Origin of the sequence: Campylobacter sp. BCW_4338 (genome assembly GCF_001763255.1) — a bacterium.
GTDB lineage: Bacteria > Campylobacterota > Campylobacteria > Campylobacterales > Campylobacteraceae > Campylobacter_D > Campylobacter_D jejuni.
In genome coordinates this window covers 59,860-85,094 of sequence record NZ_MJYJ01000033.1, presented here as the reverse complement: position 1 = coordinate 85,094, position 25,235 = coordinate 59,860, and the positions used below count along the sequence as shown (strand labels likewise).

Here is a 25,235-nt window from a genome sequence, read left to right as displayed (position 1 = left end):
TTATTGATTCTAAAACGCATCACTTCCTTGTTAAAGTTTTTATGATAAGACTTCTTTATCTTAAGACGGAAAGCATTCAAACACTTAATATAAAACTAAATGATTTAGTCTCAACTAAGCTGTGAGTTTGAAACTTGTCTTTAATTTATAATCCTTAAATCTAATATTCTCTTTATTCATAGAAATAAAGACAGCTAAAAGTTAAGTTAAACTAAAGAAAAGATAAATAGGTTTTATCCTTTAACAAGTCCTGTAAAATTGTTTTTATTAAAACTTGCTTGTGACTCTTAACAATGATAATTAAAAAGAACATTTAGGTTTAAAACCTAAAGGAAGTATATATATTAACATAATCATTATAAATATAAATACATAATGTATATGTTATTTATATCTATTAAAGTATATTCTTTTATAGCTAAAGATAAAAATAAATCTAAGTATTTAGAGTTTATATTTTATATTTAATCTACTTTATATACTTGCTTTAGATTTTAAAGCTTCTTTATTCAAATCTTTTTTATGGTGGGCCTAACAAGACTTGAACTTGTGACCTCACCCTTATCAGGGGTGCACTCTAACCAGCTGAGCTATAGGCCCTTAATAAATGGTGGAGAATAGCGGGATCGAACCGCTGACCTCCTGCGTGCAAAGCAGGCGCTCTCCCAGCTGAGCTAATTCCCCATAAACAATTAGCTTTATCATCAATCTTTGAAATCTAAACAAGAATCAATTGAGTTTATATATTTGAAGTAATAGTTGTGAGACTTATTACTTTGTACTCTAGAAAGGAGGTGATCCAACCGCAGGTTCTCCTACGGTTACCTTGTTACGACTTCACCCCAGTCGCTGATTCCACTGTGGACGGTAACTAGTTTAGTATTCCGGCTTCGAGTGAAATCAACTCCCATGGTGTGACGGGCGGTGAGTACAAGACCCGGGAACGTATTCACCGTAGCATGGCTGATCTACGATTACTAGCGATTCCGGCTTCATGCTCTCGAGTTGCAGAGAACAATCCGAACTGGGACATATTTTATAGATTTGCTCCACCTCGCGGTATTGCGTCTCATTGTATATGCCATTGTAGCACGTGTGTCGCCCTGGGCATAAGGGCCATGATGACTTGACGTCGTCCACACCTTCCTCCTCCTTACGAAGGCAGTCTATTTAGAGTGCTCGGCCGAACCGTTAGCAACTAAATACGTGGGTTGCGCTCGTTGCGGGACTTAACCCAACATCTCACGACACGAGCTGACGACAGCCGTGCAGCACCTGTCTCTAAGTTCTAGCAAGCTAGCACCCTCATATCTCTATAAGGTTCTTAGGATATCAAGCCCAGGTAAGGTTCTTCGCGTATCTTCGAATTAAACCACATGCTCCACCGCTTGTGCGGGTCCCCGTCTATTCCTTTGAGTTTTAATCTTGCGACCGTACTCCCCAGGCGGTACACTTAATGCGTTAGCTGCATTACTGAGATGACTAGCATCCCAACAACTAGTGTACATCGTTTAGGGCGTGGACTACCAGGGTATCTAATCCTGTTTGCTCCCCACGCTTTCGCGCCTTAGCGTCAGTTGAGTTCCAGCAGATCGCCTTCGCAATGGGTATTCTTGGTGATATCTACGGATTTTACCCCTACACCACCAATTCCATCTGCCTCTCCCTCACTCTAGACTATCAGTTTCCCAAGCAGTTTAATGGTTAAGCCATTAGATTTCACAAGAGACTTGATAATCCGCCTACGCGCCCTTTACGCCCAGTGATTCCGAGTAACGCTTGCACCCTCCGTATTACCGCGGCTGCTGGCACGGAGTTAGCCGGTGCTTATTCCTTAGGTACCGTCAGAATTCTTCCCCAAGAAAAGGAGTTTACGCTCCGAAAAGTGTCATCCTCCACGCGGCGTTGCTGCGTCAGGGTTTCCCCCATTGCGCAATATTCCCTACTGCTGCCTCCCGTAGGAGTCTGGACCGTGTCTCAGTTCCAGTGTGACTGATCATCCTCTCAGACCAGTTAAGCGTCATAGCCTTGGTAAGCCATTACCTTACCAACTAGCTGATACTATATAGTCTCATCCTACACCGAAAAACTTTCCCTACTCAACTTGTGTTAAGCAGGAGTATAGAGTATTAGCAGTCGTTTCCAACTGTTGTCCTCTTGTGTAGGGCAGATTAACTATACCTTACTCACCCGTGCGCCACTAATCCACTTCTAGCAAGCTAGAAGCTTCATCGTTCGACTTGCATGTATTAGGCACGCCGCCAGCGTTCACTCTGAGCCAGGATCAAACTCTCCATAAAAATTATAGATAGTTTAATCTTTTTCTTCAAAGAAAAAGTTATAAAAGATTAAAAGAAAAGCTTTTAATCTTTTTAAATTAGATTGAATAGATTTTACATAATTACTTATGCCTAAATCTTTCTGGCTCAATCGATCACTTATTTAGATTTCAAAGATTGACTAATAAGATTTGAATAACAATACTAAGTTAAAAGAACAAAACAAAAAATCATTTTTAAAAGAAAAGTTTTTAAATTAAAAACAAGATTTATAAAAAAGCTTTTTAGTTTTAAATTAAAAAATTAAGAAAGTTAAAAACTCAAATAATTTAAAAACTTAAAAAATCTAAAATAAAGTTAATTTATAAAATCTACTCAGTTAGTGAAACTTTATAATTTAAAAGATTTTAAGTCCTTTTTTTCAAAAAAGGAAATGAAAGTATAACCAATTAAACTTAAAAGGGGATTAAATAAAGGATTAAATAATATAAATATTTGTGTAAGTATTTATATAAGTATTTGGTGGGTTAAAAAATGGGGGCTATATTTTAAAGATTATAAAAAATGCAAGATATAATATACTATTATTAGGATTAAAAGGCTTGACTTAGGGAAGATAAATTCCCTAAGTTTAGAAATATTAAAAAATTTTAATATTTTAAAAAATACTCTTGAATTTTTTTAGGATCACTTGTTTTTGTAAGCGCTAACATAAGCAAAACTCTTGCTTTTTGAGGATTCAAATCTTCAGCACTAATAAAACCTAATTTTTCATCTGAATCACTCACAGCAACACGACCTGCTACAACCCTTGAACTTACAACAACATCAAGTCCTTTTTTTATAAGCTCTTTTAAAACATTTTTTTGATCTTCATGTATACTTCCTGCACCACTTCCTGCAACAACTATGCCCTTAGTTCCATGTTCAAATAAAGCTTTTGCAGCGACACCACTACCATCATTTGAATAGCTATAAAGAATATCTACTTTTGGCAAACTTGTGAGTTTGCTTACATCAAAAGGAGCGTTTTTTGCATGAGCTTTAGTAACATTATTATAGAAAAAGACTTTACCATCTACTATATAACCCAAATCCCCAAAATCAGGAGAAGAGAAAGCATCAACATTTAAACTATGGGTTTTTACTACACCTCTAGCACTTAAAATTTTATCATTCATAGCTACCATAACACCCTTGCCCTTAGACTCTTTATCAGCAGCTAATGCTACAGCATTGTAAAGATTTTTTGGCCCATCTGCACTTATAGCAGTTGATGGACGCATAGCGCCAACTAAAACTACAGGCTTATCACTTTTAATGGTTAAATTTAGAAAATAAGCAGTTTCTTCCATGGTATCAGTACCATGAGTTATAACCACACCATCCACCCCTTCAGCAAAAAGCTTATTGATTTCTTTAGCAAGCTTTAGCCAAATTTCATCACGCATATTTGAACTATCAATATTTGCTATTTGTTCCCCACTAATATTAGCTAAATCTTGAATTTGTGGAACCGCTTTGATTAAAACATCTACACCAACAACCCCAGCTGTATAACCTGTTGTGGCAACAGCACTATCAATAGAACCCGCTATAGTTCCACCTGTTGCTAAAATAGCAATCTTTGGTTTAGCTTCTGCCATACATGCTCCTATAGATAAAAATACTAATACACATAATAGTAACTTTTTCACAATTCTCCCCTTATTTTGTTAAAATTCGTTTCATTAATGAAACTTATATAATATTAATAAATAATAAATAAAAATTTTATAAAATTTATAAAATTTCTTTAATAACAAATTGTGGAGTTACTAATCCTCTAAATTCATTCTTAGAAATACTTCCAAGCAAAGAAATATTTTGATTCAATTCTGGCTCTTTATCAAAATTAAAAAATAAAGCTTCTATGGTTTTATTTTCCTTGGTTAAAATAAGCTTTAAGTGTTTTTCATCTTTACCTAGAAGTTTTTTATTTTTTACACAAAGATTTTCTAAAACAAAAAAAGGTCGTGGATTTTTATGTCCAAAAGGTTCAAAAGATTCTAAAATTTCAAGCATTTCAAAATCAATTTCGCTAGGTTCTAAGATTCCTAAAATTTCATCCGTATCCAAAAATTCACTTTCAGAAATTTGCGAACATTCTTTTTTGATTTTATTTTTAAATTGTTCAAAATTTTCAGAGTTTAAACTGATTCCAGCAGCACCTTTATGACCACCATAATTGCTTAATATAGAATTTGTCTTAGAAATTAAAGCTAAAATATCAATCTTACCAACACTTCTTGCACTGCCTTTTAAGTGTTCTTCATTTTGAGAAAATACAAAAGCAGGTTTATTAAAATATTTAGCTAAACGACTTGCCACAATCCCTAAAACCCCTTCATGCCAATTTAAACCCGATACCACAATACAAGAATCGTTTTCATCGATTTGATTTAAACTATCTTCAAAAAGCTGTTTTTCTTCATCTTTACGACTTTCATTAAAACTAACAATTTGCTCTAGATATTCTAAAGCTTTATTAAAATCTTTAGTGTGTAAAAATTCATAAGAAATACTTGCATCATCCATTCTTCCAGCGCTATTTATAAGTGGAGCAATTAAAAACCCTATATTATCAAGAGCAAATTTATCCTTTTGATAATAATGCTTAATAGCCCTAAAAGCAGCTCTTTTGGATTTGTTAATATGATCTATACCACGCCTTACTAAAGCACGATTTAAATCTCTAAGCTCCATCATATCTGCAATAATTGCAATCGCCAAAAGTTCTAAAAATTTACTCATATCGTATTTAAGCTTGCAAACTTCTTTTAAAGCTGCTATCAAATACCATGCCACTTGAGCTCCACAAATTTCAATTTCTGGAAAATCACAATCTTTTTGCTTTGGATTGATAATGGCAAAAGCATCAGGCAAAACATCTTGAGGCATATGATGATCAGTGATAATCAAATCTATATTTTTTTCTTTGCAGAGTTTGGCTGCTTCAATAGCAGCTATTCCATTATCTACTGTTATTATTAAATTTACATCAAGTTCGTTGATAATCTCAGCATTTAATCCATATCCATCTTTAAAACGATTTGGAATTCTTACTATATAATCAAAACCTATATCATCGAAAAATTCTGCCATAATAACACAAGAAATGATTCCATCAACATCATAATCCCCTACTATGGCGACTTTCTCATTTTTTTCTACAGCTTCTTTGATGCGATTAGCTGCTTTATATGCATCCTTTAAACAGCATGGCAAAGGCAGATCACAAAGTTTGGTATGCAAATCTTTTTCAAAGCGTGAAGCCAAAATTTTTTTAATTTCATTTTTATTAATTATCTTCATAGTTTATAGCTGCCTTGATAAAACCGCAAATCACAGGATTAACATGCTCAAGTCTTGATGTAAATTCTGGATGAAACTGCACAGCCAAGAAAAAAGGATGACAGTTAAGCTCAACTGCTTCGATCAATCCTTTGCTTTCACCACTTACAATCAAACCGTGTTTTTCAAAATCTGCTCTATATTTTGGATTTGCTTCATAACGGTGGCGGTGGCGTTCTTTTACACTTTTTGCTTCATTATAAACCTTAGCCAAAAGGGATTTTTCCTTAATATCGCATTTATAAGCTCCTAAACGCATAGTTCCGCCTAAAGGAGTTTTTGCAGTACGAATTTGTTTTTCTCCATTTGTATCCATAAATTCATCAATCAAATAAACCACAGGATTTTGGCATTTCTCATCAAATTCACTTGAATTTGCATCTTTAAGTTTTAATACATTTCTAGCAACTTCCACCAAAGTAAGCTGCATACCTAAACAAATTCCTAAAAAAGGAATTTTATTTTCTCTTGCGTATTGAATGGCTTTTATCTTACCTTCTACACCACGATATCCAAATCCCCCAGCAACTAAAATTCCACTCACATCTTTAAATACTTCAGCACTTTCCATATTTTCAAGTTTTTCACTATCTACCCATTTTAACTCCACTTTAGTATCTAGAGCTGCGCCTGCGTGTATAATAGCTTCAGTAAGGCTTTTATAGCTTTCTTTTAAATCCACATATTTGCCTACAAAAGCGATTTTAACTTCATTGCTTGGAGCTATAACTCTTTTTACCAAAGAGTCCCAATTTTCCATGTTAGGTTTTAAATTTTTCAAATCCAAAATTTCAGCAATAGGGCTTAAAATATCTTGCTTTAAAAAATTAAGTGGAATTTGATAAATACTAGCCGCATCAACACTTTCTATCACGCAATTTTTTTCCACCCCACAAGAAATAGCAATTTTATCTTTTAAATCTCTATCAAGAGCTTTTTCACTACGACAAATAATCATATCAGGACTAATGCCTATGCGTCTTAACTCGCCTACACTATGTTGAGTTGGCTTTGTTTTTAATTCTCCTGTAGCCTTGATAAACGGTACTAGAGTAAGATGAATATTCATAGCATTATTTTTACCCACTTCCAAACGCAAAGCACGAATAGCTTCTAAAAAAGGCAAGCCTTCTATATCCCCAACAGTTCCGCCTATTTCAACGATGAGTATATCTTTGCCTTCTCCTGCTTTTTTAATGCGATCTTTGATTTCTCCTACTATATGAGGGATAACTTGAATGGTTTTGCCAAGATATTCTCCACGCCTTTCTTTTTCAATCACACTTTGATAAACGCGTCCTGTAGTAAAGTTATTATCTTGAGATAAACTCTCATCCAAAAAACGCTCATAATGTCCCAAATCAAGATCCGTTTCTGCTCCATCATCAGTTACAAAAACTTCCCCATGCTCAAAAGGACTCATGGTGCCTGGATCGACATTGATATAAGGATCAGCTTTTAAAATACTCACTTTAAGCCCTGAATTTTTTAAAAGTGTTGCGATAGAAGCAGCAGCTATCCCTTTACCCAAAGAACTTAAAACTCCGCCTGTTACAAAAATATATTTTGTTTGTTTCATTGATAATAAGCCTTATTTTTTTATCTAATTATAGCTTGATAAAACTTTTTATTTCATTAGAATTTTAAGTAAAAAATGCAAGAATTATAAAAAATATTTTTATCAAAAAAGGAATAAGCATGCAAATCACTTTACTTTTTCACACTCCATTATCTATTTGTTCTCATGCAACAAGAACTTGTTGGCAAAGCTTTGAAAAAGGCGATTGCGGTGGCGAAAAAGATAAAGAACTTATCGATCGCGTGGGCAATAAATTCAAACACGCTTCAACCTTAGAACATCTAAACTATACTTTTTATATACAAGGAATTTCAAGAGCTTGTTTGCAAGAAGTTGCAAGACACCGTCACACTAGCCCTAGTGTAAAAAGCACACGTTATACCTTAAAAGAACTTCGCAATGAAGCTGAATTTAAAATAGGAGATTTTGAAAATGCAAGCCGTTATCTTGTGCTTTGTGGTAATGAAGAGGTTGATAACGCAAGCATTAAAGCCTTAGAAAATTTACGCACTATTTTACAAAAAAGCATTAGTCTAGATATAGCCAAATACTGCTTACCAGAAAGCTATAAAACCGAACTTACACTAACAATTAATGCAAGAAGTTTACAAAATTTCATATCTTTGCGTAGTTCAAAATCAGCTCTTTGGGAGATTAGAAATTTAGCAAATGCTTTATTTGAAGCCTTACCACAAGAACACAAATTTATATTTGAACATTGCCTACATAAAGATATAGAATAAATCATACTAATTTTATCTTATTTAAAATATTTTTATGCTACCATTTATAAAATCAAGCTTTATGCAAGTATATTTTCATATACCTTGTGCTTGATTATAGTTTCTTATAAGGACTTTTTATGGATAAACAATTTTTTCAAGATTTTCTAATGATTTCACAAGCTCATACTATAACTACTCTTACTATGCTTTGTGTTGTTTTTTACGCATTAAAAAAAATGCGGGATATAAAAATCAATTTTTCTCTTCGCATGCTATTTGCGCTTTTAATGGGTTTGGGGTTTGGTTTTGCTTTGCAATATTTGGCAAATTTTCCAGATGCTAAAGAAGCAAGTAATATTCTTTGGTATAGTGAAACAAAACATTGGTTTGCATTTGTAAGTTCTGTTTTTGTAGCTTTTATAAAAATGTTGGTTGTTCCCCTTGTAAGCATTTGCATTATAAAAGTAATTATAGAAATTGATAAAAATATCAAAATATCCTCCTTGCTTGGAATAAGTCTTTTTTGGATACTCTTTAGCACAGCCATAGCTGCAACCTTGGGTATATTTTTAGGTTATAGTTTTGATTTAGGAAGTAATTTTGCTATACATGAAGGAGATAAACAAATTTGCGAAATTCAAACTTTTTCAAATATTATACTAGGGCTAATACCTAGCAACATCATTACAGCTATTAATAAAGAAAATATTATAGCTATTGTCATTTTTTCTTTTTTTATAGGAATTAGTGCTAAAAAATTTTCTACAAAAGAAGAGTATGAACAAGCCTTTAAAAGTTTTCATAATTTTATCCTAACCTTTTATAATATTATGATGAACATGACTGCTACAGTTATTAGATTTATGCCTTATGCTGTAGTTTGTATGATGGCTAATGTGCTTTTAAGCAATGGTTTTGAAGCTATCAAAACAGCTGGACTTTTTATAATGCTTATTTATATAGCTATGTTTATGATGTTCGGGGTGCATTTTTTACTTCTTGCTTCACAAGGGCTAAACCCTATAAAATATGCAAAAAAAGCATTTCCTGTATGGTTATTTGCATTTAGCTCAAGATCTTCTTTGGGCACTTTGCCTATGACCACTTCAACTTTGCAAAATAAATTTGGAGTTAATTCAGCTATAGCTAATTTTGTAGCATCTATAGGTACAACAACAGGACTTAATGGTTGTGCGGGATATTTTCCAGCTTTAGCGGCAGTTTTTGTAGCTTTTGCTACACATACACATATTGATTTTACATTTGCTTTAATGATAGTTTTGGTAGCTGTTATTGGATCCTTGGGTATAGCTGGAGTACCTGGAAGTGCAACTATGGCAGCTTCTATTATGCTAGCAGGGATTGGATTTGGTAATAATTTTGTCATGCTAAGTTTGATTTTAGCCATAGATCCTATTATAGATATGGCAAGAACAGCAAGCAATGTCTCAGGAGCTATGACTTCGGCACTTTGTACTGCAAAAAATCTAAAAGCTCTAGATAAAGAAATTTACAATTCTTAATCTTTTAAAACCCAATGCTTTTCATTGGGTTTTAGTATTTATTGGCAACCTTCACATTCTATGCTACGATCTGCAACATTGACTTTTTCACTATCAGGGCTTTCACTTCTTAAATAATAAGTAGATTTTACTCCAAGCTCCCAAGCGAGTTGATAAATTTCATTTAAATATCCCCCACTTGCTTTATCGAGTGACAAAAAGATATTTAAACTCTGCCCTTGATCGATCCACTTACCACGCACAGCAGCAGCCTTTACAAGAATTTTTTGATCAAGTTCGTAGGCTGGAGTATAGTATTGCCAAGTATCAAGGCTTAAATTTGGCACAACAACAGGTATCATACCACTTAAATTTTGTTCAAACCACTTTCTTTTATAAACAGGTTCTATAGTCTGCGTAGTACCCACCAAGATAGAAATAGAAGAAGTAGGCGCAATGGCCATCAAATAACCATTTCTCATACCATCTTTTTTAACTTTTTCTCTAAGTTTAACCCAATCGCATTCACTTTGATCAAATAAACCTTCTCTTAAAGTTAAAGCTTTAGCCTTAGGACTTGCTACATCAATAGGAAAAATCCCCTTGCTCCAGTTTGATCCTTCAAAATCTTCATAAGAACCTTTTTCAAGAGCTAAATTTGAACTCGCATTAATAGCCTCAAAGCTAATTTGCTCCATGATTTCATCGATTTTATTTAAATGCTCATCACTTCCCCAATGAATCTTAGCCTCAGCAAGCATTTGTGCCTCACCCATGACTCCAAGACCTATGGCGCGAGATTTTAAATTTGTATCTTTTACTTTTCTATGAGGATAAAAATTTAAATCAATTACATTATCAAGCATACGAATAGCCGTTGGCACAACACGCTCTATATCTTCTTTAGTATACACTTTGCTAAGATTTATACTTGCTAAATTACAAACGGCTGTTTTTCCATCATTTTTATATTTTTCCACTATATAAACTTTATTACCATCAATGCTATCTAAAGTTGATATTTTTTTGGCTGGTTTTTCATATCCCCCATCGATCACAACCTTTTGCTCTTCATCAAAATGAAGCTCATCTCCATTTTCAAAAACTACTTTAATTTGATAATAATTTGGCTCGGTATTTTGAAAAATTTCAGTACATAAATTTGAACTTCTAATAATTCCTACATGAGCATTTGGATTTGCTCTATTAGCACTATCCTTAAAACATAAAAATGGCAAGCCTGTTTCAAAATAATTTAGCAAAATTTTCTTCCAAAGCTCTTTAGCTTCTACGATTTCTTTGGTAATGCTTTCATCTTTTTCATATTCTTCATAGCGTTTTTCAAAAGCCTCGCCATATAAATCACACAAATCCGCTGTATCTGCAGGATCAAAAAGAGTCCATTTATCATTAGCTCTTACTCTCTTCATAAAAAGATCATTGATCCATAAAGCAGGGAAAAGTTCATGAGCACGGCGTCTTTCTTCACCTGAATTTTTACGCAAATCAATAAAATCACTTATATCCATGTGCCAAGGCTCTATATAAACCGCTATAGCCCCTTTTCTAGTACCTAGTTGATCTACTGCCACGGCAATATCGTTGGTAATTTTCAAGAAAGGTATAATCCCTCCTGCGGCATTTTTATGCCCATCTATGCTTCCACCCATAGCACGCACTTTAGACCAATCCCAACCTATACCACCACCAAATTTAGAAAGTAAAGCCATTTCTTGATAAGAATCAAAAATACCTTCAATATTATCAGGGGTTGATCCTATATAACAAGAGCTAAGTTGATGGCGCGTTGTCCTAGCGTTTGATAAAGTTGGAGTTGCAAGCATGAGTTCAAATTTAGAAATAAGATCATAAAATTTCTTTGCCCATTCTTGGGGATTAAATTCATTCTGCGCTAAAAACATCGCAATGGCCATAAACATTTGTTGAGGAAGTTCTATAGGCATACCTTTACTATCTTTAATCAAGTATCTATCATATAAAGTTTTAATACCAAGATAAGTAAATTGCATATCGCGTTCAGGCTTAATATAAGCATTTAAATCATCTAAATCGTATTTTTCTTTAAGACCAAGTAAAATTCTTCCTTCTTTTTCGCCCTTTTCAAAATATTCACGCAAATGATTATAGCGATTCATACCATTAACTTTCTTATACAAATCAAATAAAAAAAGTCTAGCTGCAACAAAGGTCCAATTTGGACAATCAATATCTATCTTATCTACCGCGGTTTTAATTAAAGTTTTTTGAATTTCTTCAGTTGAAATTCCATCGCGAAATTGAATCTTTGCATCGAGTTCAAGTTCGCTTAAATTCACACCTTCTAAATCTTTTACAGCATCAGAGGTGCATTTTTTGATCTTAGAAATATCCAATTCTTCTGTGCGACCATTTCTTTTAATAACTTTCATTGCCTTCCTTGCTTTTTATTTAAATGTTCTTTTAAAAATTGCATCAACATTTTTTGTATAGTAGTTATAATCGAAACATTTTCTTACATCCTCTTCGCTCAAACTTTTTCTTAAATCCTCATCCTCTAAAAGTGCCAACAAAAACAAACTTTCATTTTTTTCATTGATAGCAGCCTTGCCATTTTGCAAATCCGCCCAAACTTTCATAGCATTTCTTTGAACTATTTTATAAGCTTCTTCACGACTAATGCCTTTAAATGGAAGCTCTAAAAGCACCCTCCCTGAAAATACAAGCCCGCCTGTAAGATTTAAATTTTTCATCATATTTTCAGGATAAACCAAAAGCTTATCAACCATATTTGTAAGACGCATAAGCATAAAATCAGCCGTGATAAAAGCATCAGGCAAAATAAATCTTTCGACACTAGAATGAGATATATCTCTTTCATGCCAAAGTGCAACATTTTCTAAAGCTGGAGTTACAAAAGATCTAAGCACACGACAAAGCCCTGTGATATTTTCACTTAAAACGGGATTTCTTTTATGTGGCATAGCTGAACTTCCCTTTTGTCCTACACTAAAATACTCTTCAGCCTCATAAACTTCAGTTCTTTGAAAATGTCTTATGGCTACAGCGATTTGCTCACAACTTGAAGCTAAAATCGCAATAGCAGAAATAACTTGAGCGTAACGATCTCTTTGAATCACCTGATTTGAAACAGGAGCGGCTTTAAGACCTAAATTTTTACAAATTTCTTCTTCAAATTCCAAAGGTGCATGAGCAAAATTTCCCATTGCACCGCTGATTTTTCCATAGCTTATCACTTCTTTTGCATGTTCTAAAAGCTCTTTTGCATGCAAAATTTCATCATACCAAATAGCTAACACCAAACCAAAAGTGATAGGCTCTCCATGAATTCCATGACTTCTTCCTACCATTAAGGTGTTTTTATGCTCCAAAGCACGCTTTTTGATCACTTCTAAAAGCAAAGAAACATCTTCTAAAATAAGCTCCAAACTCTCTTTTATCTGTAAAGCAACAGCTGTATCTATACAATCAGAACTTGTCATTGCATAATGCACAAAACGACTCTCTTCTCCCAAACTTTCACTTACACTTGTAAGAAAAGCGATAACATCGTGTCTTGTGGTTTTTTCTATTTCATCTATTCTTGCAATATCAAATTTTGCATTTTTAAGAATTTTTTCGCAGTCTGTGTCATCAATGAGACCGAGTTTATTCCAAGCTTTTACAGCGGCTAATTCTACTTTTAACCACGCATCATATTTTGCTTGCATGTCCCATTTTTTAGCCATGATTTCTCTGCTATATCTTTCAACCATCTTTGAAACCTTTTTAGCTATAATTTTATATTTTAAAAAACGGAAATTATATCAAATTATCCTAAGAAAGTTATTAAATGGCCTACATAAAAATAAAACTCTCAAACAATGGAAAAAAGGCGTTTCAAGTCCTTATGGAAAATTTAAAAATTAGCATAAATGAAGCACAAAAACTCATAGACAAAAAAAGACTTTTTTGTAATGGAATTTTAGTAGAAGAAAAGAATAAAATTTTAAATGGTTTAGTAGAGCTTATAGTCTATGAAAACAACCCCAAAGGAGTAGAAATTGTCTTTGAAAATGAAGACTTTGCCATACTTGAAAAAGAAAGTGGGATCTTAAGCCATCCAAATGGTAGACATTGCAAATACAGTCTTAGTGATGAAATTTGGCATCTTTGGGGAAAAGAAGCTTGCGTAACACACAGGCTCGATAAAGAAACGAGCGGACTTATACTTATAGCCAAAAACAAAAAAGCACAAATTGATCTTAAAAGCTTATTTGAAAAAAAACTAGTTCAAAAAGAATACCTTGCTCTAGCTCATGGAAAAATAGAAGAAAATTTTATAGTTGATAAAGCTATAAATTTAACTAAAAACTACGATGATATAAAAACAAGAATGCAAATTTGCAAAGAAGGAAAACAGGCTATCACTGAATTTGAAATTTTAGAATACTTTCCTAAAATCAACGCTACTCTTTTACTTTGCAAACCCTTAACAGGCAGGCAACACCAAATAAGAGTGCATTTGCACTATAAAAACCATACCATTTTAGGAGATCCGCTTTATGGGCTTAGCAAAGAACAAATCGAAAGCATTTTAGATGAAAAATTAAATCCTAAAGAACGCTTAAAACTTACAGGTGCCTTGCGTTTGTGTTTGCATTCTTATCGTTTGAAATTTCAATATAAAAATCAAAATTTTGATATCAACTCAAAAATAAACATAAAAGAAATTTTCAACAATTCCATAAAATAAAATGATGTTTCACTACGCTACAATCAATCACTTTTTTACCAAATTTTAAAACAAAAAAAATAATTCTTGCTAAAACTTTAAGTATAATTAAATAAAAAAGCGAGATTTTCTAATGAAATTTGTTAATTTTATACAGGATCAAAAACCCAATCTAGGAGTACTAAATTCTAGTGGAAAAATTGTAAGTTTTGCTGATCTTGGCATTGAAACTAACGATATGAATGAATTTATTATCTATTTTGATAAATTTAAACACAAGCTTACAGACTTGGATTCTAAAATAGCCTATGAAATTCCAAAAGAAGATTATCTAGCTCCTATTATAGAACCTCGTCAAGATATTATATGTCTTGGGATTAATTTTTTAGATCATGCCAAAGAATCTGCCAAATTTAAGGGTGAAAAATTTGAAGAAAGAGAATATCCTGTATATTTTGGAAAACGCTGCAATCAAGCTACGCCACCTTTTGGTGATATACCTTTACATGCAGATGTAACTTCTCAGCTTGATTATGAATGTGAGCTTGCATTTATTTTAAGTAAAGATGCTTATAAAATCAAAGCTAAAGATGCAAAAGATTATATCTTTGGCTATACTATTATCAATGAAATTTCAGCTCGCGAACTTCAAAAACGCCACAAACAATTCTACCGAGCAAAAAGTCTTGAAGGTAGCACTATAATGGGACCTTATATCACAAGTGTAGATGAAATTTCTTATCCTCCTAAACTCCAACTTCAAAGCTATGTCAATGATGAACTGCGCCAAAACTCTAACACCCAATTGTTTATTTTTGATATTGCTTATGTCTTAGAAGAACTTAGCGCGGGCATGCTTTTAAAAGCTGGAAGTATTATATCTATGGGAACTCCTAGTGGAGTGGGCATGGGGTTAAATCCACCTACTTTTTTAAAATCAGGAGATAAAGTACGTTGTGTCATAGAAAATTTAGGAGAACTTTGCAATAAAATAAAAAAACTTTAAATAAAAAATATCAATATATTAAACAATTTACCAAAATTAAAGTATAATGACATTCTGAGAAATTTAAACTTAAGGTAGAAATTTATTATGAAAAAAATAATAATAATTTTATGTTTATCTTATGCAAATATAGTCTTTGCAGTAGATATGATAACCCCTATTCCAAATTCCATCCCTTATGATAAAGAAAAAGCTAAGCTTGGAAAAAGTCTTTATATGGATAAAAGCTTATCCAAAGATGGAAAAGTTTCATGTAATACCTGCCATAGGCTTGATCAACACGGCGTTGATGGACTTGAATTTTCAATAGGAGTTGATAATCAACTTGATAAACCTTTTAACACTCCTACAACCTTTAATTCTGTGTTTAATTTTGTGCAATTTTGGAATGGCAGAGCCAAAGATTTAGCAGAACAAGCAAAAGTGCCTTTTTTTAATCCAAAAGAAATGGGACTAAGTCCTGAACTTCTTTTACAAAAAGTTAATTCTAATGAAGATTATGTAAAAACTTTTAAAAAACTTTATGGAGAAGTTACGGTAGAAAACATAGCTCTTGCAGTTGCAGAATTTGAAAAAACCTTAATCACTCCAAATTCTCCTTTTGATCGCTATCTTAGCGGAGATCAAAATGCTATTTCAGCTCAAGCTAAAAAAGGTTATGAAGATTTTAAAGCTAATGGCTGCATTTCTTGTCATCAAGGTCAAAATATAGGTGGAAATATGTTTCAAAAAATCGGTATTTTTGAAGAATACCCAAATCAAGAAGATTTAGGACGCTATGAAATCACAAAAAGAGAAGCTGATAAAATGATATTTAAGGTTCCTAGTTTAAGAAATATAGCCAAAACCGCGCCTTATTTTCATGATGGTTCTATACCTACTTTAGATGCTTGTGTTCAGTTTATGGCTTACTATCAACTAGGAAAATTTTTAGATCAAAAAACAGTTGATAATATAGTTGCATTCCTAGAAAGCTTGACAGGAGAATATCATGACAAATAAAAAAAGTTCATTTTTGATAAAATTTATTATTTTATCTACGCTAGTTTTAGCTTTTATTCTTGTTTTGCTAGGTATTATTTTTAACAACTACTCCTCATCTAAAGATAATAAAGACTTAATAAACATAGTTCAACAGCTACAAATTTCAGATGAAAAAATCAATTCCGTTTTTCAAAATAGTTTTAATTTTATTAACTATGATCCAAGTGTTCAAGCAATAAAAAAAATGCAAGAAAACTTTAAAAAACTTAAAACTTTTGGGATTGATATAAGCAAAGCGGAAGAAATTTTTAATGCCAAACTAATCCAGCTTAATTATTTCAAATCCGCAAATTCCATAGCGGTAAATTCAAAACTTTATTTGTTTGAGTTAGCTAAAAATTATTTTGAAGAATTAGAACAAAACCATGAAACAAATAAAAACAACTATAGAACAATGAGTTCTATGTTAAGCGTTCTTTCAACTGAAAGTATTTTGCAAAAAACAACACTCAATCAACTCAACAGCCTTATGAAAGAAATCAAAAACGATACAAAAAGTGAAAATTTACAACTTTTTCTAAAACACTATAAAATGATTGTAAAACAGATTTCTATTATGCAAGATAATTCTTCTATTTATGAGAATAATTCTCTTATGAAAGAGTTAAAACAACTTAACGCTTTCACTCAAAATGCTGTAGAACAATCTAATTTATTTAAATTTTATATCGCTTTAACAGTATTTGGAATCACTCTTGTATTATTTGTATTTTTTATTTTATTAACACTAAAAAAAGTCATCATGCCAATTCATACTTTAGAAAAACTAAGCGCTAATTTAGCTAGTAAAGAAGCCAATCTACACTCTCGTTTAAATATAGATCCAAAAAGCGAACTTGGACAAAGTGCTCAATATATTAATTCATTTATATCCACCGTTCAAAACTCAATCATAGAAGCCATAGAAAATGCTAAATCAAGTCATCAAAATTCACAAAAGCTCAAAAACAACTCTATGATGCTTGAAAACAGTTCTAATTCACAACATGAACAAATTCAAGGCGTTAAAGAAATCACCTATGTCCTAGATGATCATATCAATCTTGCGGGAAATTTAGCACAAGAAAGCATAGAAAATATGCAAGATATGCACATACTGATGGATAAGGTAGAACTTACTCTATCTGAACTTGTAAATTTAATAAATGAAAATAATGAAAAAGAGCAAAATATAGTAGCCAATATGGATAATCTAACTCAAAGTGCAGATAATATCATAGAAATTACAAGTTCTATTAGAGATATAGCCGATCAAACCAATTTACTTGCCTTGAATGCAGCTATTGAAGCTGCAAGAGCGGGCGAACATGGACGGGGTTTTGCAGTTGTTGCTGATGAAGTAGGTCAACTTGCCGATAAAACAAGTAAATCTCTTTTAAATATAAATGCTACTGTTAATGCTATAGTCCAACAAATCAATGACAACAAAGCCTTGATGGATCTTATCCATGATTCTATGAAAGAAACCTCTTTAAAAACCAATGATTTACAACAAGAACTTGTAAATTCTATGCATAAACTAGAAAGCTCTATAGAATCAACCCAAACCATGAAAGATAAAAGCATGGAAGTAAAAGATAAAATGCTTATCCTAGGAACAAGCATAGACAAGGTTAATGAACTTGCAAATTCTGTTAAAGATTTATCATCCGAAATCAATAATATCTCTCAAAATGTTCTAAATGGTGCGTCTAAACTCTCTGAAAAATTAAGTAGCTTTCAGTAACTTTTTTCGTGTTAATTTAAATTAACACGAAATTTTAATAAAAAATTTATCTTTAATTTATGTTTTTAAAGTAAAATTAACGGTTTTTATTTCATAAGGAGATACTATGGAGTTTCTTGAACTTTTATTAGTTTTAATCGCCTTGATACTGATTATCAAAAAACCAGAAAAAGAAAATTTGGCTTTTGGTTTAGTAATGGTAGCTTGGCTTTTAATGGTTTTTTTCTATGTTGGCCACAAAACAGGCGCACTATTAACAATAATGAATCTGTAAGGGAGGGCTAAATGAACGAAATTAATAAAACAAAAAATTTCTACACACTAATGTGTTTAGCAGGCTTTTTGATCATACTCTTACCTGTAGGTATTGCAAATTTTGTATTTGGTTATATGTTGGGTGATAGTCCCTGCACACTTTGCTGGGGACAAAGAGAAGCAATGATCTTTATCGGTGTGATGGCGCTTTTCATTGTTCGTTATGGTATGAAAGGTAAATACCTTGCTGCTCTTTTAATCATGACAGCAGTAGGCCTTTATCAATCTTTTGCTCACTATGGCAATCACGCTCATAGAGATTTAGATCAAGGTTTTGGTTTAGCAGTTTTTGGTATCCATACTTATTTTTGGGCTGAAGTGGTATTTTGGGCTGTTGTATTGCTTTTAGGTGTGATTTTTGCTTTTGCTCCTAAATTTAATGCTTTTGAAGCAGAATTAAATGGAGAAAAATTTAGAAAATATACGAAATTTTCTCTCGCAGCTGTAGTTATCAGTGCGATTGTAGTAGCTTCAAATGTTTTCCAAGCTTTTGTAAGCACAGGAATTCCTCCTTATGTGGGACAAGGCGATCCTGTAAGATTTAGCTTAAATCCAAAATACATCATTTGGAGTAAAGAAGGTTGGAATGGTTTATGGCAAAATATTTCTTTCTTAGGAAAGCGCGATGTTAAAGCTCCTGATTATGCTTTTGCACCTGCAAGTGAAAAACTTGGCATAAAATTTGATAATGATATCAACAATGCTCCATTTGCAAAAATCAATGATGAGCTTAAAATCACAAATAAACAAACTATAAATTTTGACAAAGCCATCAATACTCTTGATTATATCAACAATGAATTTGTAGCAAGCTCTAAATGGGATGTGGCTTTCTTAGATAATAATTTTAGCGTTAAAGAAGGTTTTGAGCTTGATCCTTATTTTTCAGCTACTATCGATCCAATTATTGGCATCATACCTTATATGAACGATAAATTCATTCTTATGGGCTCAAACAAATCTTTCTTAAGATTTGCAAAAAATCCTAATGCAAGTGAAGAAGATATCGCTAAACAATACGCTGATTTTGTAAAAGGTAATGATAAATTTAAAGGCCAAGGCGAAGGTTTAGGTCGTGGAAGACTTGATACTGTAAGAGCAAAATTTAACCATGTAGCAAGCATGACTACAGATGGAAATTATCTTTATCTTGCAACTGTTCCAAACAACAAAGACGCTAAAACTTTTGTAATCTCTAAAATTTCTTTAAAAGATCGTGTTCTTTCAGGAGAATTTACTCCAAAAGCAAATCTTAAAGAAGGTAAAACTTTAGGCGATCTTTATGTAACTTCTATGACTTTTAAAGATGGAGAAATTTATGCACTAAGCAAAAATCACAATGTGATTGCCGTAATTGATCCAGTTAAGGAAGAAGTAGTAAAAACTATCGCTTTCCCAAGCTCTATCACTAATGCTAGAAGCATTTTCTTTAAAGATGGAAAAATCAACATTCTTTCTTATCAAGATGGAGCAAACAAGCTTTATACTCTAAACTAAGCTTTAAGTCCTAGTGAAAACTAGGACTTATATTTGATCTTATCTTTAAACCCTGCTTTTTCAAAACCTCTTAAACGAAGCAAACAACTATCGCACTCCCCACATGCTTCATCTTCACTCTCATAACAAGACCAAGTAAGTTCTAAAGGTACATTTTCTTTTAAGGCTAGTTCTACAATTTTAGCTTTGTTCAGTCTAACAAGCGGAGTTTTTATACAAACTTTGAAATTCTTACTCGTACCTTCATTGATAAATTCTTGTGCCTTTTGTATAAACTCATCAGTACAGTCAGGATAACCACTGCCATCTTCTTCTACCACCCCTATAAAAATACTCTCACAATTTTCCTTTTCAGCCAAAGATCCTGCTATGCTTAAGAAAATTCCATTGCGAAAAGGCACATAGGTGATAGGTGGGGTATCGCTTATGCAAAGCTCATTTTTAGGAATGTCTATACTTTTATCGGTTAAGGCATTACCCCCTATATCTTTGATAAAAGTCACATCTAAAATATAAGATTTTTCTACTTTTAAAGCCTTGCAAATTTGCTTAAAACATTCTCTTTCTTTCTCTTGAGTGCGTTGTTCATAATCAAAATGCAAAGCGATGATTTCATAACCTTCTTTTTTGGCTAGATAAGCACACAAAGTACTATCCATACCGCCACTTATGATACAAAGTGCTTTTTTACTCATTTTTATCCTTAAATTTGCTATAATTTCGCAATTTTAACGAAAATTTTTAAATTTAAATTGCAAAAAAGGCAAAAGCATGATAAACATAAAACTCATAGAACACATTTTTAAAGCCGCTTCTATCAGTCGTTGGAATGATTATCCAAGAATGGCAAATTTGGTTGAGCTTGACAAACAAGCTCATAAATTCATCATCGCATATTTTATTGCTAAAATGGAAAAAGATGTGGATATGAGAGTGATTATAGAAGGGGGAATTTTTGAGTTTTTAAGTCGTGTGGTAGTAACCGATATACGCCCTGATGTGTATCATGAAATCGTGCGTCAAAAAAAAGCTGAAGTTAATGCTTGGGTTTTAAGCAAAATCGAACCTATGATAGAAGATATAGAAGAAGGAGAGTTTTTAAAGCGTTTTGAAGCGTATTTAAACGGCAATGCTTACGCTAAAGAAAGGCTTATCTTAAAAGCAGCTTCGTATTTTGCTACAAGATGGGAATTTAACATAGTTTATCAAACCTCAGCTTTTTTAAATGATATTGATGAGATTAAAAACAAAGTTGAAGAAGAATTAGAAGATTACTATGAGCTTATAGGAGCTAGAAAAATCGCTTTAAATCAAAAAATAGCCAAAATCATCGATCTTAGCGGAAGACTTCGCTTTCAAAAGCGTTGGGCTCAAACTCCACGCATACCAGAAACTGCGGTTTTAGGACATATGCTTGTGGTGGCGATTTTGGGATATTTTTACTCACTAAAAATCAAGGCTTGCGATAAAAGACTTGAGAATAATTTTTATTGTGCTTTGTTTCATGATTTGCCAGAGTCTTTAACGCGTGATATTATCAGCCCTGTAAAATACGGTATTGATGGGCTTCATGATATCATAAATGATTATGAAATGAAACTTATTAATGAAAGAATTTTACCCTTCGTTCCTGAGGGTTTAAGGGCTGAGTTTTCTTATATTTTAGGTATTAGAGAAGGTAGAAACGATGAGTCAAATTTTGTAAAAAATGAGTTTGAAAATCGCACTTATAAAAATGCTAAAATAGAGCTTTGTAGCGGAAGTTTAAGTTCTTTTAATGAAAATGAATTTGGTGCTATAGATGGTAAGGCGCTTAAATACTGCGATAAAATTGCTGCTTATATAGAAGCAGGACTTAGTATAAGCTATGGTGTAAAGTCTAAAGAACTTGAAAGTGGTTTTTTAGGAATGTATGAGTTTTTTAAAGAAAATCCTACTATAGATGGGGTGAATTTTTTTGAAATTTGTGAAAGTTTAAGAGAGTATTTTAAAATTTAAATAAGATTTTTATACTCCTATTTTCAATATGTTTTAAATAAAAATATTATAAATTCAAATTTTATTTTGTATAAAACATAAAGGAGTTATTATGAAAAAATACTTTCAAAAGCGCTATACTTTAGCCTTTTTTATAGGTATATTAGCGGGTATTTTCGGAGCTATTGTTAAATGGGGTTGGGAAGTACCTTTTCCTCCAAGAAATCCCAATATTTTTTGGCCAGCAGATGCTTTAGAACGTGTTACTCCACCTAAAATTTTTCTAGAACAACTAGGCTTACCTACTGATTGGACTTATATGTTTTCAGGTATGCAAATGCCTTTGTCAATTTTTATAGTGCATGTCGGTTTTTCTATTGTTTTTGGAGTAGCTTATTGTATGATAGCGGAAAAATGGCACCGTATTACTATGTGGCAAGGTGCAGTTTTTGGATTTTTTGTTTATCTTTTTGCCCATGTTATTGTAATGCCTTTAATTGCAGAAGTTCCACCACTTTCTGAAATTCCTTTTGATGAACACCTGTCTGAAATTTTTGGCCATATTGTTTGGCTGTGGGGTATGGAAATAGTTCGTAGAGATATAAGAAATCGTATAACTAAAGAAATAGAAGAATGAAAGGTTTCCTTTCATTCCATATCTAAAACTGCACCTTTACTAGCATTGCTAACAAGTTTTTGATACATTCTAAGCCATCTTGAAGGCACTTCTTTTTGAGGTAATACAAATTCTTTTTTGCGTTTAGCGATTTCTTCTTCGCTTAAATTTGCATGGATGGTATAAGCATCTACATCAATTTCTATTTCATCTCCATCTTTTAAAAGTCCTATAAGACCACCTTCAGCTGCTTCAGGGGAAATATGACCCACGCTTAAACCCCTTGTAGCCCCGCTAAAACGACCATCGGTGATTAAAGCCACATCAGCACCCAAACCCATACCCATTAAAAGTGAAGTAGGACTTAACATTTCTTGCATACCAGGGCCACCTTTTGGACCTTCATAGCGTATCACACAAACATTTCCTTTTTGCACCTTGCCTTTGATAATGCCTTTTATAGCTTCATCTTGAGAGTTAAAACAAACAGCTTTGCCTTTAAATTTTCTTTTTCCAACTATTCCTGCGGTTTTTATAACACAACCTTGCTCAGCTAAATTTCCAAACAAAATAGCAAGTCCACCTACTTTTGAGTAAGCATTATCTACTCTACGAATGATATTTTCATCTTTGATTTTGGCATTTTTTAAGCGTTCTTTGAGACTTTCTCCTGTGATAGTCAGTGCATCAAGTTCTAAAATATGTCCTTGTCTGCTTGAAATTTCAGCCATAACTGCACTCACACCTCCTGCTTTGTGGATATCATCCATATAAACACTATTTAGCGATGGGGCTATTTTTGCTATGTGTGCAACTTTGCTTGAGATGAAATTTAAATCTTTAATATCTAGTGCTACCCCTGCTTCACGTGAAATGGCAAGCATGTGTAAAACAGTATTGCTACTTCCACCCATTGCCATATCTACTACCATAGCATTACGCACGGCTTTTTGAGTGATGATATTGCGAATTTTAAAACGCTCATCTAAGGCGATTTCACAAATACGACGCGCTGCTTTTCTTAAAAGCTCTTCTCTTTCTTTGCTTAAAGCTAAAATGGTTCCATTACCTTCTAGTGCTATACCCATAGCTTCGCATAAGGTATTCATGGAATTTGCCGTAAACATTCCCGAGCAAGATCCACCACTTGGACAGGCTGAACATTCTATGTCTTTAAATTCTTCTTCGCTAATTTTTTTGGCTTCATAAGCCCCTACAGCTTCAAAAACAGAGCTAAGACTGATCTTTTCTCCTTTTTTGGTTACTCCTGAAGCCATAGGCCCACCACTTACAAAAATGGTTGGAACATTAACCCTTAAAGCTCCCATTAACATACCAGGAGTGATTTTATCGCAGTTTGGGATACAGATTAAAGCATCAAGTTGATGAGCATTCATCACTGTTTCAATGGAATTTGCGATAATTTCACGACTTGGTAAAGAATAAAGCATACCTTCATGCCCCATAGCTATACCATCATCTACACCTATGGTATTAAACTCAAAAGGCACACAACCATTTTTGCGTATCTCATCTTTAATGATTTTAGCATAATCATTTAAAAAATAATGCCCTGGGATTATGTCTATATAGCTATTTGCTACACCTATAAAAGGTTTGTCAAAATCTTCATCTTTCAAACCACAAGCACGAAGTAAAGAACGATTAGGTGCTTTTAAATGTCCTTTTTTTATCGCATCGCTTCTCATTGTAACTCCTGATAATAATTTTTTAAAATTATATTTAGCAAAGCTTAATTTTTGTGAAATTTATTTTGATATACATTTTCATAAATGATAAAAATTATTAATTGACAAAAATATTTTTTTATAATACAATGCTTTTTGATAATCAAAAAGGAGTCAAAATGAGACAATATGAAACCTATAAATGCCAAAAATGTGGCAATGAAGTAGAAGTTCAAAATGTAGGCGGTGGTAAACTTAGTTGTTGTGGTGAAGAAATGAAATGTATCACTACAGATTTAACTGCAGTAAATTTGATGAAAGCTTTTGCAGGCGAATCTATGGCAAGAAACAAATACGATTTGTTTGCTGATGTAGCTGAAGAAGAAGGTTGGCACGCGGTTGCTAGACATTTTAGAGAAGCAGCTGAAAATGAAAAATGGCATGCAAGAGCAGAATTTAAAGCTTATCATGAAATCGTTGATGGCAAACCTTTAGAGGTAACTACAAAAAATCTAGTAAGTGCTGCAGAAGGTGAAAACTATGAGCACACAACTATGTATCCAAATTTTGCAAAAATTGCTGAAGATGAAGGCAAAAAGGCTATAGCGAGATTATTTACAGCTATTGGTAAAGTAGAGATAGAACACGAAAGAGAATATCTAGCACTTAAAAAAATGCTTGAAGAAGAAGAATTTTTTAATAGCGAAGTAGAAGAATTATGGGTTTGTGAAGTATGTGGACATATACATCGTGGCAAAAAAGCTCCAGCAGCCTGTCCTTTATGTAAAGCACCAAAAGAGTATTTTAAACGCGAATTTTTGGGTTAAGTTAAGAAATTCTTATCCTTTTTAAGATAATATTACAATTATTTTTTAATAAAAGGATAATAAAATGAAAAAATTACTATTTTTATTTTTTGCTTTAACGGCTTTTCTCTTTGGTGCTGTAAATATCAACACTGCAACGCTAAAAGAATTAAAAAGTTTAAATGGTATTGGCGAAGCTAAGGCTAAAGCAATTTTAGAATACCGCAAAGAAGCAAATTTTACAAGTATTGATGATCTTAAAAAAGTTAAAGGCATAGGTGATAAGCTTTTTGAAAAAATCAAAAATGATATCATAGTAGAATAAAAGGGCATTTTTGCCCTTCTTTTTA

Annotated in this window: 19 protein-coding genes, 2 tRNA genes and 1 rRNA gene; 12 read left to right on the top strand and 10 right to left on the bottom strand. The window is 32.8% G+C overall.

Going from position 1 to position 25,235, the window contains the following annotated elements:
- Positions 1 to 523 precede the first annotated feature (523 nt).
- From AJN69_RS03280 to AJN69_RS03255, 6 genes are all read right to left on the bottom strand, one after another.
- Positions 524 to 600: transfer RNA gene (locus AJN69_RS03280), tRNA-Ile, on the bottom strand.
- A gap of 8 nt (positions 601 to 608) precedes the next feature.
- Positions 609 to 684, bottom strand: a tRNA-Ala gene (locus tag AJN69_RS03275).
- A 103-nt stretch (positions 685 to 787) separates the two neighbouring features.
- A 16S ribosomal RNA gene (locus AJN69_RS03270) occupies positions 788 to 2,300 on the bottom strand.
- A 629-nt stretch (positions 2,301 to 2,929) separates the two neighbouring features.
- Entirely contained in the window at positions 2,930 to 3,976 is a 1,047-nt protein-coding gene (locus tag AJN69_RS03265; protein WP_079396326.1) for a type II asparaginase, read from the bottom strand.
- 85 nt (positions 3,977 to 4,061) lie between these two features.
- The gene (recJ, locus tag AJN69_RS03260; RefSeq protein WP_070209968.1) at positions 4,062 to 5,633 is read right to left on the bottom strand and encodes a single-stranded-DNA-specific exonuclease RecJ; all 1,572 of its coding nucleotides are present in this window, start codon (positions 5,631 to 5,633) and stop codon (positions 4,062 to 4,064) included.
- On the bottom strand, positions 5,620 to 7,251 hold the full coding sequence (locus AJN69_RS03255) for a CTP synthase (RefSeq protein ID WP_070209967.1): 1,632 nt from the start codon (positions 7,249 to 7,251) through the stop codon (positions 5,620 to 5,622). Before AJN69_RS03255 ends, recJ begins: the two co-directional genes overlap by 14 nt.
- A gap of 119 nt (positions 7,252 to 7,370) precedes the next feature.
- Here AJN69_RS03255 and thyX point away from each other — a divergent pair, with 119 nt between their 5' ends.
- Positions 7,371 to 7,994 (top strand): FAD-dependent thymidylate synthase, encoded by a 624-nt coding sequence (gene thyX / locus AJN69_RS03250; RefSeq protein ID WP_002871158.1) that lies wholly within the window; start codon positions 7,371 to 7,373, stop codon positions 7,992 to 7,994.
- 119 nt (positions 7,995 to 8,113) lie between these two features.
- Positions 8,114 to 9,499, top strand: coding sequence for a cation:dicarboxylate symporter family transporter (locus AJN69_RS03245; RefSeq protein WP_070287868.1), 1,386 nt, complete (start codon positions 8,114 to 8,116; stop codon positions 9,497 to 9,499).
- Between the two features lie 38 nt (positions 9,500 to 9,537).
- On the opposite strand, the gene AJN69_RS03240 is transcribed toward AJN69_RS03245, so the two are convergent.
- On the bottom strand, positions 9,538 to 11,907 hold the full coding sequence (locus tag AJN69_RS03240; RefSeq protein WP_002860869.1) for a ribonucleoside-diphosphate reductase subunit alpha: 2,370 nt from the start codon (positions 11,905 to 11,907) through the stop codon (positions 9,538 to 9,540).
- A 15-nt stretch (positions 11,908 to 11,922) separates the two neighbouring features.
- Positions 11,923 to 13,251: an adenylosuccinate lyase gene (gene purB / locus AJN69_RS03235; protein WP_070287864.1), complete on the bottom strand. Its 1,329-nt coding sequence runs from the start codon at positions 13,249 to 13,251 to the stop codon at positions 11,923 to 11,925.
- Positions 13,252 to 13,328: 77 nt separating this feature from the next.
- Here purB and AJN69_RS03230 point away from each other — a divergent pair, with 77 nt between their 5' ends.
- The 6 genes from AJN69_RS03230 (at position 13,329) to dsbI (ending at position 19,798) form a co-directional block, all read left to right on the top strand.
- Positions 13,329 to 14,231, top strand: a complete 903-nt coding sequence (locus tag AJN69_RS03230) for an RluA family pseudouridine synthase (protein ID WP_070277449.1) — start codon at positions 13,329 to 13,331, stop codon at positions 14,229 to 14,231.
- 112 nt (positions 14,232 to 14,343) lie between these two features.
- Complete coding sequence (locus tag AJN69_RS03225; protein ID WP_070209964.1) at positions 14,344 to 15,216, top strand: fumarylacetoacetate hydrolase family protein; 873 nt, start codon at positions 14,344 to 14,346, stop codon at positions 15,214 to 15,216.
- An 87-nt stretch (positions 15,217 to 15,303) separates the two neighbouring features.
- Positions 15,304 to 16,218 (top strand): cytochrome-c peroxidase, encoded by a 915-nt coding sequence (locus tag AJN69_RS03220; RefSeq protein WP_044778565.1) that lies wholly within the window; start codon positions 15,304 to 15,306, stop codon positions 16,216 to 16,218.
- Positions 16,208 to 17,986: a methyl-accepting chemotaxis protein gene (locus AJN69_RS03215; protein ID WP_002860864.1), complete on the top strand. Its 1,779-nt coding sequence runs from the start codon at positions 16,208 to 16,210 to the stop codon at positions 17,984 to 17,986. The genes AJN69_RS03220 and AJN69_RS03215 overlap by 11 nt, the downstream gene beginning before the upstream one ends.
- A 106-nt stretch (positions 17,987 to 18,092) precedes the next feature.
- Entirely contained in the window at positions 18,093 to 18,260 is a 168-nt protein-coding gene (gene dba / locus AJN69_RS03210) for a disulfide bond formation protein Dba (RefSeq protein WP_002779270.1), read from the top strand.
- Between the two features lie 11 nt (positions 18,261 to 18,271).
- Positions 18,272 to 19,798, top strand: coding sequence for a disulfide bond formation protein DsbI (gene dsbI / locus AJN69_RS03205; protein WP_070287862.1), 1,527 nt, complete (start codon positions 18,272 to 18,274; stop codon positions 19,796 to 19,798).
- Between the two features lie 20 nt (positions 19,799 to 19,818).
- Here dsbI and queC read toward each other — a convergent pair whose 3' ends face one another.
- Positions 19,819 to 20,493: a 7-cyano-7-deazaguanine synthase QueC gene (gene queC, locus AJN69_RS03200; RefSeq protein WP_053872303.1), complete on the bottom strand. Its 675-nt coding sequence runs from the start codon at positions 20,491 to 20,493 to the stop codon at positions 19,819 to 19,821.
- A gap of 76 nt (positions 20,494 to 20,569) precedes the next feature.
- Here queC and AJN69_RS03195 point away from each other — a divergent pair, with 76 nt between their 5' ends.
- Together AJN69_RS03195 and AJN69_RS03190 are read left to right on the top strand one after the other, a co-directional pair.
- Positions 20,570 to 21,796 carry an HD domain-containing protein gene (locus tag AJN69_RS03195; RefSeq protein WP_002866794.1) on the top strand — a complete coding sequence of 409 codons (1,227 nt, stop codon included), beginning with the start codon at positions 20,570 to 20,572 and terminating at the stop codon, positions 21,794 to 21,796.
- Between the two features lie 91 nt (positions 21,797 to 21,887).
- Positions 21,888 to 22,412, top strand: coding sequence for a YagU family protein (locus AJN69_RS03190; protein ID WP_002880648.1), 525 nt, complete (start codon positions 21,888 to 21,890; stop codon positions 22,410 to 22,412).
- 11 nt (positions 22,413 to 22,423) lie between these two features.
- Here AJN69_RS03190 and ilvD read toward each other — a convergent pair whose 3' ends face one another.
- The gene (gene ilvD / locus AJN69_RS03185) at positions 22,424 to 24,100 is read right to left on the bottom strand and encodes a dihydroxy-acid dehydratase (protein ID WP_052949447.1); all 1,677 of its coding nucleotides are present in this window, start codon (positions 24,098 to 24,100) and stop codon (positions 22,424 to 22,426) included.
- 158 nt (positions 24,101 to 24,258) lie between these two features.
- Between ilvD and AJN69_RS03180 the strand changes: the two genes are divergently transcribed.
- Positions 24,259 to 24,906 carry a ferritin family protein gene (locus AJN69_RS03180; protein WP_002855562.1) on the top strand — a complete coding sequence of 216 codons (648 nt, stop codon included), beginning with the start codon at positions 24,259 to 24,261 and terminating at the stop codon, positions 24,904 to 24,906.
- A gap of 64 nt (positions 24,907 to 24,970) precedes the next feature.
- A complete protein-coding gene (locus AJN69_RS03175; protein WP_044778569.1) occupies positions 24,971 to 25,210 on the top strand; it encodes a ComEA family DNA-binding protein in 240 nt (79 codons plus the stop codon).
- The last annotated feature ends 25 nt before the right edge of the window (positions 25,211 to 25,235 follow it).

Coding starts and splice junctions, on each gene's coding strand:
- AJN69_RS03255 (WP_070209967.1), bottom strand. CDS start 7,251: ATGAAACAAACAAAATATATTTTTGTAACAGGCGGAGTTTTAAGTTCT.
- recJ (WP_070209968.1), bottom strand. CDS start 5,633: ATGAAGATAATTAATAAAAATGAAATTAAAAAAATTTTGGCTTCACGC.
- ilvD (WP_052949447.1), bottom strand. CDS start 24,100: ATGAGAAGCGATGCGATAAAAAAAGGACATTTAAAAGCACCTAATCGT.
- AJN69_RS03245 (WP_070287868.1), top strand. CDS start 8,114: ATGGATAAACAATTTTTTCAAGATTTTCTAATGATTTCACAAGCTCAT.
- purB (WP_070287864.1), bottom strand. CDS start 13,251: ATGGTTGAAAGATATAGCAGAGAAATCATGGCTAAAAAATGGGACATG.
- AJN69_RS03225 (WP_070209964.1), top strand. CDS start 14,344: ATGAAATTTGTTAATTTTATACAGGATCAAAAACCCAATCTAGGAGTA.
- AJN69_RS03240 (WP_002860869.1), bottom strand. CDS start 11,907: ATGAAAGTTATTAAAAGAAATGGTCGCACAGAAGAATTGGATATTTCT.
- AJN69_RS03215 (WP_002860864.1), top strand. CDS start 16,208: ATGACAAATAAAAAAAGTTCATTTTTGATAAAATTTATTATTTTATCT.
- AJN69_RS03230 (WP_070277449.1), top strand. CDS start 13,329: ATGGCCTACATAAAAATAAAACTCTCAAACAATGGAAAAAAGGCGTTT.
- dba (WP_002779270.1), top strand. CDS start 18,093: ATGGAGTTTCTTGAACTTTTATTAGTTTTAATCGCCTTGATACTGATT.
- queC (WP_053872303.1), bottom strand. CDS start 20,493: ATGAGTAAAAAAGCACTTTGTATCATAAGTGGCGGTATGGATAGTACT.
- AJN69_RS03190 (WP_002880648.1), top strand. CDS start 21,888: ATGAAAAAATACTTTCAAAAGCGCTATACTTTAGCCTTTTTTATAGGT.
- AJN69_RS03180 (WP_002855562.1), top strand. CDS start 24,259: ATGAGACAATATGAAACCTATAAATGCCAAAAATGTGGCAATGAAGTA.
- AJN69_RS03175 (WP_044778569.1), top strand. CDS start 24,971: ATGAAAAAATTACTATTTTTATTTTTTGCTTTAACGGCTTTTCTCTTT.
- thyX (WP_002871158.1), top strand. CDS start 7,371: ATGCAAATCACTTTACTTTTTCACACTCCATTATCTATTTGTTCTCAT.
- AJN69_RS03195 (WP_002866794.1), top strand. CDS start 20,570: ATGATAAACATAAAACTCATAGAACACATTTTTAAAGCCGCTTCTATC.
- AJN69_RS03220 (WP_044778565.1), top strand. CDS start 15,304: ATGAAAAAAATAATAATAATTTTATGTTTATCTTATGCAAATATAGTC.
- dsbI (WP_070287862.1), top strand. CDS start 18,272: ATGAACGAAATTAATAAAACAAAAAATTTCTACACACTAATGTGTTTA.